Origin of the sequence: Fuerstiella marisgermanici (genome assembly GCF_001983935.1) — a bacterium.
Taxonomy (GTDB): Bacteria; Planctomycetota; Planctomycetia; order Planctomycetales; family Planctomycetaceae; genus Fuerstiella; species Fuerstiella marisgermanici.
In genome coordinates this window covers 6,246,864-6,261,125 of sequence record NZ_CP017641.1, presented here as the reverse complement: position 1 = coordinate 6,261,125, position 14,262 = coordinate 6,246,864, and the positions used below count along the sequence as shown (strand labels likewise).

The following is a 14,262-nucleotide window of genomic DNA, read 5'->3' as shown; positions in this document are numbered from 1 at the left end:
TCTCCGGATTCACCGTTATCTTTGAGTCCTCAAGCGACTCTGTGTTAGTCTGAAATCTGTGTTATTCTGAAAACAGGCGGCGTGTAACTGAACGATCGTTACGCGCCCGTCATGTCCTGAAGTTGTTCTTCTCGCACTTCGAGTGCTTGGTTGGTTAGCTGCAGTCGCACCAGGCGGTCCGTCAGAACTCGACGAATTTCCTGCAGTCGATAGCGGTCTGTACGAAGTTCTTCCAGTTCGTTCTGCAAACGCATAACGTCCTGACGACGCTTGGTTGTGTCGTCTCGCACAATTGTGGTTTCGACTGTGCTGGCCTGCAGTTGCCGCGATAGATTCTGCAGATTCATTTCTGCGGTATTGACGATTTGAGTCAGCAACTGAATTCGCTGCTGCAGAGCGTCCACGTCTTGAGCCTGCTCGGCTCGGGCACTGGTCACGCGTTCCAGAATTCGGGCCGTCAGGTCATTCATCTCCGTGGTTTTGGCGCCGAGTCGCTGCCCTTCCATCTTGTACGCGTCCAGCAGGGCGGCGTACGGATTGGGGTGCTGTTTCTCTGTGGTATTGTCGCCAACTTTGGGAGTGACCGACCAGCCAGCGGATTCTCCACCTGCCGCGGCAAACTGGTAGCCGCTGATTTCCGGCGCCAGCATTTCCGCAATCGGGTCCGGACGTCCGTAGTACGAAGCCACTGCCAGGCCCATGAACATCACGGAGCAAATGGTCAGTACGATGCCTGCGATTTTGGGGAAAACGGTCTGCATAGTAAAATATTAGCCTGCCAGGCGGACGGTAACCGTAGCCTCAGGGGTTGCCCGATCGATAAACTCTACCACTTCTTTATACGTCCGGCATGAAAACGGAGTCAAACAGAAAGTCAATCGTCAAAACGATTTGAGGAATCTTACGACAACATTGAAAGGGAAGTCGCAGAATGTCCTCGCCTCTTGATATCGGCCTCTGATCCTGACAACTGAGGAAATGCTTAAGCAAACCGTCCTCCTTTCCCAGCCGGTTCATTAGCAGCAATCCGCAAATTCATTAAAACACGCACTCACCAGTCGAGCATCGTCCGATAGGTATTCGAGGCCCGCTGTGGTTTCGAGGGGGGCGATGCGGTACAAACGGGGCAGCAGGCGAGTAGACCATCGATTGGGTTCGAACCATTTTTAGGATCACACAGCAGCGGCCTGGGCGGAACAGCAGTCACTTCCCGTGGGGAAGCATCCATCTGCTGGCTGCACAAACTCGGATGAACCGCCGCATTCATGGATGCGGCACCAAATTTCGAACCCACTCACCACTACCTTAGAATTCGACAGGACCGGGGCTTTAAGCCAATGGCAAACGTATCGTCTGTAAAGGTCGCGCCTTCGTTGGCGGCAACAATTCGACAATGGCCTGGAAAACCGTATCCGCTGGGTGCGACGTGGGATGGCTCGGGCGTGAACTTCGCCGTGTTTTCCGAAAACGCGACACGAGTGGAAGTGTGCCTGTTTGACTCGCCGACCGACCGCACAGAAACTCATTGCCTGCCACTGACCGAACAGACTCATCTGGCATGGCACGGCTACTTTCCGGATCTGAAGCCCGGTCAGCTTTATGGGATTCGTGTCCACGGGCCCTACAACCCGCATGCCGGTCATCGTTTCAACGGCAACAAGATTCTGCTGGATCCGTACACACGGGCTGTGGGGCGAGGCATTTCGTGGTCGGATACGATGTTCGGTTTTCAGATCGGCAAAGACGACACGGTGATTGATGAACGCGATAATGCCGCGTTCGCTCCGCTGGGTGTTGTGGTGGATTCAGAATTCGACTGGGAAGGTGATCGCCACCCACGAATGCCATGGCACAAGACGTTGATTTACGAAACGCATGCCAAGGGGTTCACGAAACTGCACCCAGGCGTGCCAGAAGAACTGCGCGGAACCTATTCCGGACTGGCCTCACCGGCCGCGATTGAGCATCTGCAGAAGCTGGGTGTGACGGCCGTTGAGTTAATGCCGGTGCATTATTTTGTGGACGACCGCCACTTGGTCATCAACAACCTCGTGAACTTCTGGGGCTATAATACGTTGGCCTTTTTCGCGCCGGAATCCCGCTACGCCGCCGCTTCAGAGCCGCAGGACGTCATCAACGAATTCAAGTCGATGGTGAAGACACTGCACGCGCATAATATCGAAGTGATTATGGATGTGGTTTACAACCACACGGGCGAAGGCAACCACATGGGGCCGACGCTGTCACTGCGAGGTATCGACAATGCGTACTACTACCGACTGATGCCCAACGACGGGCGTTACTATCAGGATTTTACCGGTTGCGGCAACACGTTGAACATGCAGTCGCCGCGAGTTCTGCAGTTGATTATGGACAGCCTGCGCTATTGGGTGCAGGAGATGCACGTCGACGGTTTCCGATTCGACCTGTGCAGCGCTTTGGCTCGCGAACTTCACGATGTTGACAAGCTGAGCGCATTCTTCGACATCATCCTGCAGGATCCCGTGCTCTCTCAGGTGAAGTTGATTGCCGAGCCATGGGACCTTGGCAGTGGCGGCTATCAGGTTGGCAACTTCCCTCATTTGTGGTCCGAATGGAATGGTCGTTATCGGGACACGATTCGCCGTTTCTGGGCGGGCGACGGAGGGGCCGTCAACGAATTCGCGACACGCTTAACTGGCAGCAGTGACCTTTACGAACACAACGGACGTCGACCGCATGCCAGTATCAACTTCATCACGGCTCACGACGGGTTCTGCCTGAAAGACCTGGTGACGTATCACGACAAACGCAATCTCGCGAACATGGAAGACAATCGCGACGGCGATAACCACAACAACAACTGGAACTGCGGCTTCGAAGGCGAGACCAAAGATCCGAAGATCAACAAGCTGCGGGTTAAGCAGCGCAAGAATCTGTTTGCGACGCTGCTGATGTCTCAGGGGGTGCCCATGATTCGAGGTGGCGACGAGTTAAGCCACACTCAGGGCGGAAATAACAACGCCTACTGCCAGGACAACGAAATCAGCTGGCTGAACTGGGATCTGGATAAAGAACAGCAGCAGTTCCTGAAGTTCTGCCAGGACATCGTGCAGCTTTGGCAACAGCAGGCCGTTTTAAGGCGACGCAATTTCTTTCAGGGACGCCGCATCCGTGGCGCCGGCGTCAAAGACATCGCGTGGCTGGATGCATCCGGCGAAGAATTGACTGATGCTCAGTGGAGTTCAGGTTCGTTCGAATCTATTGGCGTCCGACTGAACGGGGAATCGATTGATGAAGTCGACGAAAAGGGCCAGCGGATTGTGGGAGACACGTTGCTGATTCTGTTAACCAATCAGCCGAAAGCAGTAAAATTTTCACTGCCCAAACACAAGCCGTCAGAACGCTGGGTGCCGGTGTTCGACACGGATATTGTGGATGGCAAGTTGAGTAAAGAACTGGCTTGTGGTGAGAAGTATCCACTGGCTGCTCGCAGCATGGCCGCGTTTGTGTTGAAAGGCGGTTGGCCTGATACTTTGCAGCAGCTTCACACCCCGCACATTAAGCCCCTTAGACTGCACGCCAAAAAGAAGAAGCCGTAAACAGGTGACACTATGCCCGCGAGTCGTCGAATCCAATCTGGCTTGTCGCTCGCGATCTGCATGGTCGTCGCATCACTGAGCTTTGCTCAGGAGGCCGCGCCGGCTGCTCGCATGGTGATTCGTCCTGAGTTGTTTCAACCGCTGACGGAACCGCCCTGCTCTTACTGTTCGTCGCAGCACCTGAAGAAACTCATTCTTGACGACGACCGCGTCATCGCATGGATTCGAGGTGCTCACAACGGCGGCGCGATTCCGTTAAGGCACTTTCTATCCGGCCCGCGAGTCATCAACGATACGTATGGCCTGTTCTTCTACGATCCGGATGGCGGATACGTCGCGGCCTACCAAAAGGACTACGGCTACAGCTTCTATGGCTGGAAAAATGGCGCAATGATCGTGAAGGGAAGTGACGGCTCGCTGTGGTCGGCTCTAAGCGGAACGTGCTTCGATGGACCTCAAAAAGGAAAGCAACTGCGCAGAGTTCCCAGCATGCTGACGACATGGGAATATTGGCTGATGCTCCACCCGGAATCGACGGCGTATAACTTGTTCGACGGCGATAAATATCGTGTTACGCCTTTGCCCACGAAGATCAGTGATGAGGCACAAGAGACGTTGGGCCAGGTCGACGACCGGCTGCCGGCCATATCGAATGTGTTGGGCGTGGAAGTCGCGGATGAACGCAAGGCGTTCACAATTGATGGCTTGGAGAGTCGAGCCTGCTTTAACGACACTGTCGGTGAGAAGGACGTCGCCGTATTTTGGTACGCCGCCACGAATTCTGCGGTGGCCTTCAGCCGAGTGCTCGACGGACGAACACTCACCTTTTACGCCGACAGGATTTCCCCCGAAACCGCGCCGATCAAAGACCGGGAAACCGGCACCCGCTGGACGCTCGCCGGTCGAGGAGTCGATGGGCCGCTGCGTGGCAAAGAGCTGCAATGGGTCAACAGCATTCAATGTCGCTGGTATGCGTGGGCCGCCGAAAATCCGGAGACCCTGGTCTATGAACCACCGACGAAATAACGGGCTGTTGGTCCTGATTCTGGCTGCCATCTGCAATGGCGATTTCGTTCGCGCGGATGATCCGAAACCTGCGGAACCACTGCGCGCCGTTATGCTCCTTCCCTCAGACGTCACGACCGCCGAACTCGCCGCTTTGAAGACCAATGATTCAAATGCCGTGGTGCTGCGTTTAACGGGTCTCTCGGACGATGACCGCCAGCGCGAGGTCGCTGCTGCGAAACGCATTTTGAAGGCCGAGCTGCAACTCTACTATTGGATTGAAATCGCTCGCTGCCCGGACTTGGCCAATGCACATCCCGAATGGATGGCTAGTCTGCAGGGGCATTCCGAATGGCGACGACTGTTCGACGATCCGCCCGAACCGGATAAGAATTCAGAAGTCGTCAAGAATTATCCGTGGGTCCCTATTCTGTACGAAGAAGCCTTCGCTGCTCACTTACAGCGAGTTCGCCGATTACTGGAAGACAAACCGACTGCCACCGGCATCTTCCTAAACGACTTACAGGGCGGCCCATCCGCCTGCGGTTGCGGGCATCATCTGTGTCGCTGGACGGCGGATTACGGTCCCATTAAAACGGCCAGGCCGACAGGCGACGATGCGGCGGCGCGATTCGTGCAAGCCGTTTCAAAGATTGCACCGGACAGCCATTGCATCCCGGTCTGGGCCACCGAATGTGAAAAACACGATGGCGCGGACGACGGACTTTGCGCCGGTGTCGGCTGCTTCAAGGGCATCTGTTGGAAGGCATGGACCAGCCAACTCACGTCGGTGGCCGAGCAGTCCGAACAAATCGCTGTGCTGGCTCCCTTCAAATCTTTCCAGCGCGACCTGCCAGTGTACGACAAACCAGCCGGATGGGTTACGTTTGCACTCAAGTCGTTTCAGACATTTCCGGTAGCCAATAACGCCAGGCCGGTTCCGGCCAGCCGGCTGATTGCCGTGCTGCAGGGCTGGGATGTTTCACCGCCGGAAATTGATGCTCAGATTCAGCGAGCCGCAGAAGCAGGCACGTCAAATTACGTGGTGGTAAGGACGAAGATCGACCAGAGCTGGCAACCACGTCTTCACAGATTCACGGAGTAAGACCAATGATACAAATCCGATTGCTGATCCTCGCCACTGCTGTCGCCCTGCCTTCAGCGGTTGGTCAGGAAGCATCATCGGCGTCGGCCGCGTACAAGGTCGAGGAGAACGTTGCGTATCGGGCCGGTGATAACCTCACACCCTACATGCGCGAACGTTGTCGGCTGGACGTATACTACCCGGCGGACGCAAAGAACTTTTCGACTGTCGTCTGGTTTCATGGCGGTGGCTTGACGGCCGGCAAACGTTCGGTGCCAAAGCTGTTGCAGGAAAAGGGTGTTGCCATCGTTGCAGTGAATTATCGATTAAGCCCCAAAGTTAAAGTGACGGACTGCATCGACGACGCGGCCGCCGCTGTGGCATGGACCTTCCGCAACATCGCTGAGTACGGTGGGTCGGCCGAACGCATCTTCGTCAGCGGGCATTCTGCTGGAGGATACCTCACCAGCATGATTGGCCTCGACAAGCGCTGGCTGAGGGCTCACGACGTCAATGCCGACAACATTGCCGGGCTGATCCCGTTTAGTGGCCACACGATCACGCATTTCACCGTTCGTAAAGAACGAGGCATTGACGGCAAGCAGCCGATCATCGACGACATGGCTCCGCTGTTTCACGTGCGAAAGGACTGCCCGCCGCTGCTGCTGATCACGGGCGATCGAGAACTCGAGTTGCTGGGCCGTTACGAAGAAAACGCTTACATGTGGCGAATGATGCAGGTGGTCGGGCATCCTGATACGCAGCTGATGGAACTGGACGGCTACAATCACGGCCAAATGGACGATCCCGCGTACCCGCTGCTGCTGCGATTTGTGAAAAAGGTCAATTCAACACGAAAGTAGCCGCGCTGTCATTTCAACGCGACTCGTGTAGTTCGGTTTGTCACCGGAAACGCGGGCCAGGCGACGGTGCCTTCCTGAGGATCGTCGCCGATGTGGCGCTGGTGGGCTGGCAGATAGGATTGAGACTGCGGCGTGTCGTACTTCGTGCGGCGGCCCCATAGTTGAGCCAGACTATCCTGGTACAGCAGGCACCACTTATCGGAACAGGCCTCCATTGTGTCGACGCAATGCTTCCGTTTGCGTTCAAACAGCACCAGGTCGGGGCTGTTGTAATCCAGCGCTGCGGTCGGATCGAATGGGCCTGAATCTGCAGAGCGATAACGCTGGCTCGCGGGCAGGTCGCCCAGAATGAAGTCGAAGTACATGTCAATCACGTGCTGCGGATAGCACGTGCGGAAACGGCCGTCGAAGGCAACTCGAGAACTCGGGCTGCTGTCGCGAAACACCGCCAGAGCATATTGAGCCCAGTTAAACGTCACGAAGACGCGACCTTCCAGGCGATGGTCGGCCATAAACTGCATGGCGTTGACGGGATAGAAACCGCGATCAACTTTCACTGTTGCCTGCCGCGGATACTGAGTCACCGTCAGTGCCAACAGCAGCAGCGTGCCTGCCAGGCCGCTCGCCCAGTGCAGCTTTCCACTCTCCGCCGTCCGCGTATTGCCAACTCGTTCACGCAACGTGGCCAACGTTTGCTGCACGATGGATTCAATATGTGGCACCAACATGGTACTCGCCATCATTGCCACGAAAGGCAAATGTCGATAGTGCTTGACGGCCTGCCACGACAGCAGAGCCATCACAATCATGCCTGGCCAACGAATAGGTTGATCCGATTTCTTCACGCTCAATATAGTGCCCAGTAGTAGTCCCCAAAACGGCAGGCCATTGACCGTGAACAACGGCAATGGTGCCCACTCCGAAATTTCCGGCCGCGGACGCCCCAAAGACGACAGCATCCATGTGTGCAGTTCAATTGCATATGGGTTGATCATGCATGCCGCGACGGTCGCAGCAAAAAGCAAGGCGTGGTGTCGGACAGTCGGTCGGAAGCGAGCGTCTTTGCGCAGGAGAAGTTCGATGGCGTCCAGCCCCAGCCACGCCATCAGGATCGCTGCACCCGCCAGATACCCGCCGTGTGAATTGGTCCAGAAACACATCAACGGTGGAATCAGCCACAGGCTCTTTCCGAACCGCAATGCGTCCGGCTGAGCCACCACGGCCCCTGGCAGCCCCATTCCGAGAATCGTGATCAACGCGGCACCGCAGATGTAGCTAAGCATGTGAGGGCGGATCAGCCAGTGAAACGAAATGTTCAGCGACAGCGCCAGAATGATGATGAAGCAGGTCAGCAACCCGGCTCCTCGTTTGCGGGCCGCCCACATGGGTAGTCCCAGCAGGATGAGTGTCAGTAATGACTTTACGAGCAGCAGCGCCGTCTGACCGCCCAGGTTATCAGCGGCCGCGACCATCAGTTCCGCAATGTTCTCATGGTTGATCCAGCGAAAATTGTCGACCGCGTACGACCAGGTTGTCGATTCGTGCAGATGCCCGTCTTGCAGCACTTCTTTGCCGTACGTCACGTGGCCCCACAGATCCGGATCTGCATGGCTGTGAGACATGCTGACCAGGCCAAACATCAAAAATACGGTCAGCCACAAGGCTTGCGACCAGGTGGCTTTTTCTGAAGGAGAAATGGACGTCATTGCTGAGATTCCTATGCAGTGCAATGGCTTGCAGTGGCCTCTGTCTGAGGGCTCATCGATCGCACTTGTTATTTCGACAAGGCGACTTGCACATCCCGATCCCGCACAACCGGAAAGCCGGGCCACGCCGCAGCGCCTTCCTGAACATCGTTGCTGATATGGCGTTTTGACATCGGAAGGTAGTCGGGTGAAGACGAGTTGTCGTACACGCTTCGGCGGCCCCATAGTTGAGCCAGGCTGTCCTGATACAACAGACACCAGTCGTCATTCGCCGCCGTCATCGTTGCGACAGCGTTACTCCGCTGTCGTTCGAAGAGCACCAAATTCGGCTCTCGAAACTTTAGCGCGGCCGTCGGATCAAACGGCCCCGACGCGTCTTCTCGATACCGAACGCTTTGCGGCAGATTGCCCAGCGTGAAGTCGAAATACATGTCGATGATGTGCTGCGGGTAACACGTACGAAAACGCCCGTCAAACGCGATTCGCGAATCTGGATTACTGTCGGCGAACACCGCGAGTGCGTATTGAGCCCAATTAAACGTGACGAACACCTTGCCTTCCAGATTTTGATCGGCCATGTACTGCATCGCTGCCACGGGATAAAAATCGCGTTCGACCTTTAGGAATGTTTGCCTCGGATACTGAGCCACCGCTAGCGCAATCAAAGCCGTCACTGCAACCAGGCCGCTCAACCAACCCGGCTGTCCTCTATCCACGTTTCGCTTTGCCGTCACTCGTTCTTCCAGCTTGCGAAACATCTGTCGCACAATTGATTCAATATGCGGAGCAAGTACAAAGCTGGCCAGCAGAGCGGCGAAAGGCAGGTGTCGATGATGCTTTACGGCCTGCCACGACAGCAAGGCCAGTACAATCAATCCCGGCCACCGCAGTGGTTGATTGGTCTTCTTCAGGCATAGGAATGCGCCCAGCGCCAAACACCAAAACGGCAACGCGTCCACAGATAGCAGCGCCAACGGAGCCCATTCTTCGATTTCCGGTCGCGGCCGGCCGAGCGAAGACAGCATCCATGTGTGAAGTTCAATGCCGTATGGATTCACCAGACAGGCGGCGATAGTGGCGGCATACAGCACCGCGTGATGCCGCACGGTTGGCCAGAAGCGAGCGTCGCGAGTCAGCAGAAGTTCAATGGCGTCCAGGCCCAACCATGCCATTAGAATCGCCATCCCCGCAAGGTAGCCGCCGTGAGCGTTTGTCCAGAAACACATCAGCGGTGGAATCAGCCATAACCAACGACTGCACCGGGCATTCGTTCCGCGAGCCCCAATTGCACCGGGAAGTGCTGTTGCGATGATCGCCAGCAAGCCTGCCCCGCACGCGTAACTGAACATGTGCGGACGCACCAGCCAGTGAAACGATATGTTAAACGCCAGCATCGCGACAATTACAGGACACGTGATCAGGCCTGCTCCGTTTTTGCGAGCGACCCACATCGGCAGGCCCAGCAATAACAAAGTCAGAAGCGACTTCAGCAGCAGCAAAGCCGTCTGCCCGCCAGCCAGATCCGCCGCCGCCATCATTAGCTCAGCGATGTTTTCATGGTTCACCCAACGGAAATTGTCAACAGCGTAGGACCATGTCGTCGCTTCGTGAAGGCGGCCATCGCGCAGAACTTCTTTGCCGTAAGTGACGTGCCCCCACAGATCGGAATCGGCCGAATTACGAGACATCACGAACAGTCCCAGCATCAATGCCACAGCCAGCCATAAGGCGGTTGCCATCGTCGGTTTGGCCAACGGCGTCCGAGCGTCAGGATCTTCGGCGAGACATTCTACGTGAGAACCGCCTTGCAGTTCCGCTTTGGCGTTTGCTGAGGCAGGAAGCTCAGGGTGATTCTGAATGCTGTCAGACATGGTGGTGAAGCGGTTGTGACGGTTGTGTCGAAAAACGAGCCGTGGCACTCTGCGTTGCAATTCGGCAACATGGCAAACGTAGCTCAAATTTCGCAGCGGTGCGCGGACGAGTCTCAGATTCATCGCTCAACGTTGCCGAGACGACAGCAGGCTGGAATCCCGCGATTCATCGGCAGAATCTGCCGGTGCCAGTGTTGGCAGAGGTCGGAAAGCGAATTCGCATTGACCCTCAGACGCGAACGGAAATACGGTTCGCTGACCAGCCTCGTCGTCTGCCTCGCATGATTTTGCGCGCCGACTAATCAACTCCGCACCGGTGAGTTTTTCTGTATCGCACTCTCTCCATTTCAGTCGTCCTCTGTTCGTGCCTGGTGCTCACCGGCTGCGCGGGCATTGGTACGTCTCGATGGGCGATGGATGATGAGGTCTATGCGGACAAATATGCCAAGCGTTACCCGAGCAATGATGCGGAAAAAGTCGGACGCATGATCAAGCAGGCGAGTGACGCTCGATACGTCGCCGATCGCGGAGGCTATTACGTCGGCGGAGCGGGAGCTGATGAACCCACTGCCGGCGGGCTCGAAGTCGGAAGGTTTCAGTATCTTGGTCCGGCCATCGAAAGTCGAGTTGGGTTGAAAGGGCTGGTCGGCACTGGAGCGGAAGATTGGTTTGCTGGAATTGACCTTGGCGTGCGAACTCAATCGCCGTCACGTCTGGCACCGTTTGCGGGTGTCGGCACGTACGTTGGTGCCAACAGTCGGCAAGTCAGTGCGCGCGATGACGGGATCGACAATGATGACGATGGCAGCATCGATGAACGCGGCGAAACGCAGTCCGATCCCAATTTTCTGGCGTCTGTGTATCCGGAACTGGGCGCTCATTTCTGGCTGAACAGTTCGACGCGGCTGACCGCGAGTGCTCAGTATCACCTGACAACGGAAGGCCGCGACTCGGACTTCTGGTTCATCGGATTCAGCCTGTCATTTCTGAACCGCCCGGAAAACTACGAGCCGGTGCCCGAATAAATCGCTGGCGAGCGGCACTTTTACCGACGCACCGCGATGCCTTGCAGAATCGGCCCCGCATCGCCCACAATGCACATCAGCCGTGTTCTCCCTATCCGTTACCAGCAATTGAGCCACCTCTATGCGCCTTCACTCAATCGTGCTCCAGTTTGTCCTGATTGGTTTCACCGCCGCCTGTCCGGCTCAGGATCTTTTTTCCGGGATCGATCCGGACGGTTTCGACCACAAGGTACGACCTCAGGATGACCTGTATCAACATGTCAACGGACGTTGGTTGCTACAGACTCAGATCCCCGGCGACAAGTCGAACTATGGCTCCTTCACCGCTTTGGACGACGCCGCGCGTGAGAACATTCGGACCATCATCGAAGATGCGGCGAAGAACCCCACGGACGAAAACAGCCGCAAGGTGGGCGACTTCTATCACAGCTTCATGGACACCGAAACGATCGATCAACGCGGACTGAAGCCGCTCGAAGGAGAACTGAAAGCAATTTCCGAGCTGAACAGCAAAGAAGGCTTGTTCCGTCATCTTGGATATCTGCAGACAATCGGAGTCGGTGGCCCGATTGGCTTTTTTGTATCGACCGACGCGAAGGATTCAACACGCTACCTGGCCGCCATTGTGCAAAGCGGCACTTCGTTGCCCGACCGCGATTACTACCTCGAGGACGACGACAAATACGTGAAGGCTCGAGCCGCTTTACAGAACTACATTGCGAAGCTGTTTTCGCTTTCGGGCGTGCCGTTGGCCGACGGGCATGCCAAGAAAATTGTCGAACTCGAAACGAAACTTGCGAAGGCTCAGTGGACGCGAACCGAACTTCGCGACGCCAACAAACGGTACAACAAGTACGACGTTTCAGACCTTCCCAATCTGACGCCGGAACTTCCATGGCCAGTCTTCTTCGAAGCTGTTGGCGTGCCGAACCTGGAAGAAGTCAACGTACTCACTCCCAGCTTTTTTGAAGCTTTGGAAACGATCGGCAACGAAACTGATCTGGGAGTAGCCAAGGCTTATCTGACGTTTCATCTGCTCGACAGCGCTGCACCCATATTGCCGGAACCGTTTGCGGACGCTCATTTTGAATTCCACCGCAAAGAACTGGCCGGAGTTCCCGAACAGGAACCTCGCTGGAAACGCGGCGTCGATGCAACCAGCGGCGGCGGGGCCGGCGATTTTGGCGTGCTGGGCGAAGTGACAGGTCAGTTGTACGTTGCCAAACACTTCAAGCCGGAAGCCAAGCAGGCGATGGATGAACTGGTCGCCAATCTCATGAAGGCGTACGAAACCAGCATCGACGACCTCACGTGGATGACAGACGAAACGAAGAAGAAAGCGCTGGAGAAACTACACAAGATCACTCCCAAAATCGGCTACCCGGAAAAGTGGCGTGACTATTCCAAGCTGGAGATCAAGCCCGACGACTTGATCGGCAACATGAAACGATCGATGCAGTTCGAACATCAGCGGATGATCGACAAGCTTGGCAAGCCTGTCGACAAGCAGGTATGGGGCATGACACCTCAAACCGTGAATGCGTACTACAACCCCAGCAAGAACGAAATCGTCTTCCCGGCCGCCATCCTGCAGCCACCGTTCTTTGATGCGACCGCCGACGATGCCGTCAACTACGGTGGCATCGGAGCTGTCATTGGTCACGAAATCAGTCACGGCTTCGACGATCAGGGCAGCAAGTACGATGGGGACGGCAACCTCAAAAACTGGTGGACGGAAGAGGACGAAAAGTCGTTTAAGGAACTGACCGGTCGGCTTGTTGACCAATATGCGGGCTACGAAGCACTGCCCGGTAAGACTCTGAACGGCGAATTGACGCTGGGCGAAAACATCGCCGACCTGAGCGGCATGGCGATCGCGTACAAAGCCTACATCTTGTCGCTCGAGGGTAAGAAAGCACCCGTCATTGACGGCCACACGGGCCCACAGCGATTCTTCCTCGGCTGGGCTCAAATCTGGCGACGCCTGTACCGCGAAGAAGAACTCGTTCGACGGCTAGTTGTCGATCCGCATTCGCCGTCGGCTTTCCGAGGTAACGGGCCGGTCACCAATCTGGACGCCTTCTACGAAGCGTTCGACGTCAAGCCGGGCGACAAGCTGTACAAGAAGCCGGAGGACCGGATTCAGATTTGGTAAGCGGTGCCCTGTGTTCTACACCGTGTGGGGAAACTTCAGATGCCTGAAACGCAGAAACCCCGCCGTCGGTCGAGGGCGACGTTCTGGATGCTGTTGTGCGCTTCATTTCTGTGCTCAGTCATCATAGCGTTGGTACTGCCAGCCATTTCCGGACCGCAGAGGAACAATGAGGTCGCCAAAGTTTCTGTTGAAGTCGCGCAACTCATCCAGGCTTTGGCCAGTTTCAAAGCCGAGTACGGGATGTATCCGCCAAGCTACCTGAGCATTCCAGAACATGGTGAACAATGGAATCCTGATGGTCGCGCCATGATTCGTGAAATCTGGCCGCAGTTCGATTTCACAGCCAAATACGATCTCAACAGTGACGGGGATACCGACGACGTTCATGTGATGACCGGTGCGGAGTGTCTCGTCTTCTTTCTTGGTGGCAACTCAAATAAAAACGGAACCCGCATTGGCTTCTCAAGGAATCCGTTAACGCCATTCAGCAATACGTCGCCAAATCGCTCTGGGCCATTCTTTGAATTTCAGATCAACAGGTTCACGGACCTCGATGAAGATGGGTTCGCCGAATACGGAGACCCGTTGACACAAAACCCCTATCTCTACGCCAGTCGCCGTGGCGGAGCGTTTTGGAATGAAGACTTGCCAGTCTATCCGAACGATGACCCACGCAACCTGAAAAGCGTCTACAACGTCAACGCCGAATTTCAGATCATCTCTGCCGGATTCGATGGAGCCTACGGGATCGGCGGCGACTACTTCGAATCCGCTGCTGTCTTTCAGGGAGATCGAGCTGTCGAAAACGACAATCTTGCGAATTTCAGTGTTGGGGCAATGGGCGAGAACCCGCCCGTCGGAACACTTACCTTCACGCTGTTACTTTTCTCTCCAATGGCACTTTTTCTCGCTGGGTATTTTATCAGCGGGCTGGTCGGCATTCGCCGCGTGAGTTGAATGACGTTTGCAGAA

Annotated in this window: 10 protein-coding genes; 7 read left to right on the top strand and 3 right to left on the bottom strand. The window is 55.9% G+C overall.

Going from position 1 to position 14,262, the window contains the following annotated elements; genetic code table 11:
• Positions 1-98: 98 nt before the first annotated feature.
• The gene (locus Fuma_RS23495) at positions 99-761 is read right to left on the bottom strand and encodes a hypothetical protein (protein WP_077026267.1); all 663 of its coding nucleotides are present in this window, start codon (positions 759-761) and stop codon (positions 99-101) included.
• A gap of 576 nt (positions 762-1,337) precedes the next feature.
• Between Fuma_RS23495 and glgX the strand changes: the two genes are divergently transcribed.
• From glgX to Fuma_RS23470, 4 genes are read left to right on the top strand one after another with little or no spacing between them, the layout of a single operon-like run.
• A complete protein-coding gene (glgX, locus tag Fuma_RS23485) occupies positions 1,338-3,581 on the top strand; it encodes a glycogen debranching protein GlgX (RefSeq protein ID WP_077026265.1) in 2,244 nt (747 codons plus the stop codon).
• A gap of 12 nt (positions 3,582-3,593) precedes the next feature.
• Positions 3,594-4,607 carry a DUF3179 domain-containing (seleno)protein gene (locus tag Fuma_RS23480; protein ID WP_083732268.1) on the top strand — a complete coding sequence of 338 codons (1,014 nt, stop codon included), beginning with the start codon at positions 3,594-3,596 and terminating at the stop codon, positions 4,605-4,607.
• Complete coding sequence (locus Fuma_RS23475; RefSeq protein ID WP_077026263.1) at positions 4,588-5,691, top strand: hypothetical protein; 1,104 nt, start codon at positions 4,588-4,590, stop codon at positions 5,689-5,691. The genes Fuma_RS23480 and Fuma_RS23475 overlap by 20 nt, the downstream gene beginning before the upstream one ends.
• A 5-nt stretch (positions 5,692-5,696) precedes the next feature.
• Positions 5,697-6,533, top strand: coding sequence for an alpha/beta hydrolase (locus tag Fuma_RS23470; protein ID WP_077026262.1), 837 nt, complete (start codon positions 5,697-5,699; stop codon positions 6,531-6,533).
• Positions 6,534-6,541: 8 nt separating this feature from the next.
• Here Fuma_RS23470 and Fuma_RS23465 read toward each other — a convergent pair whose 3' ends face one another.
• Both Fuma_RS23465 and Fuma_RS23460 read right to left on the bottom strand, forming a co-directional pair.
• The gene (locus Fuma_RS23465) at positions 6,542-8,239 is read right to left on the bottom strand and encodes a hypothetical protein (protein ID WP_077026261.1); all 1,698 of its coding nucleotides are present in this window, start codon (positions 8,237-8,239) and stop codon (positions 6,542-6,544) included.
• Between the two features lie 68 nt (positions 8,240-8,307).
• Complete coding sequence (locus tag Fuma_RS23460; RefSeq protein WP_145944333.1) at positions 8,308-10,110, bottom strand: hypothetical protein; 1,803 nt, start codon at positions 10,108-10,110, stop codon at positions 8,308-8,310.
• Between the two features lie 371 nt (positions 10,111-10,481).
• Here Fuma_RS23460 and Fuma_RS23450 point away from each other — a divergent pair, with 371 nt between their 5' ends.
• The 3 genes from Fuma_RS23450 to Fuma_RS23440 all read left to right on the top strand — a co-directional run bounded on the left by Fuma_RS23450 (position 10,482) and on the right by Fuma_RS23440 (position 14,247).
• Positions 10,482-11,135, top strand: coding sequence for a hypothetical protein (locus tag Fuma_RS23450; RefSeq protein ID WP_145944332.1), 654 nt, complete (start codon positions 10,482-10,484; stop codon positions 11,133-11,135).
• A gap of 121 nt (positions 11,136-11,256) precedes the next feature.
• A complete protein-coding gene (locus Fuma_RS23445; RefSeq protein WP_077026257.1) occupies positions 11,257-13,290 on the top strand; it encodes a M13 family metallopeptidase in 2,034 nt (677 codons plus the stop codon).
• 39 nt (positions 13,291-13,329) lie between these two features.
• Positions 13,330-14,247, top strand: coding sequence for a hypothetical protein (locus tag Fuma_RS23440; protein ID WP_145944331.1), 918 nt, complete (start codon positions 13,330-13,332; stop codon positions 14,245-14,247).
• Positions 14,248-14,262 lie beyond the last annotated feature (15 nt).

Coding starts and splice junctions, on each gene's coding strand:
- Fuma_RS23495 (WP_077026267.1), bottom strand. CDS start 761: ATGCAGACCGTTTTCCCCAAAATCGCAGGCATCGTACTGACCATTTGC.
- glgX (WP_077026265.1), top strand. CDS start 1,338: ATGGCAAACGTATCGTCTGTAAAGGTCGCGCCTTCGTTGGCGGCAACA.
- Fuma_RS23480 (WP_083732268.1), top strand. CDS start 3,594: ATGCCCGCGAGTCGTCGAATCCAATCTGGCTTGTCGCTCGCGATCTGC.
- Fuma_RS23475 (WP_077026263.1), top strand. CDS start 4,588: ATGAACCACCGACGAAATAACGGGCTGTTGGTCCTGATTCTGGCTGCC.
- Fuma_RS23470 (WP_077026262.1), top strand. CDS start 5,697: ATGATACAAATCCGATTGCTGATCCTCGCCACTGCTGTCGCCCTGCCT.
- Fuma_RS23465 (WP_077026261.1), bottom strand. CDS start 8,239: ATGACGTCCATTTCTCCTTCAGAAAAAGCCACCTGGTCGCAAGCCTTG.
- Fuma_RS23460 (WP_145944333.1), bottom strand. CDS start 10,110: ATGTCTGACAGCATTCAGAATCACCCTGAGCTTCCTGCCTCAGCAAAC.
- Fuma_RS23445 (WP_077026257.1), top strand. CDS start 11,257: ATGCGCCTTCACTCAATCGTGCTCCAGTTTGTCCTGATTGGTTTCACC.
- Fuma_RS23440 (WP_145944331.1), top strand. CDS start 13,330: ATGCCTGAAACGCAGAAACCCCGCCGTCGGTCGAGGGCGACGTTCTGG.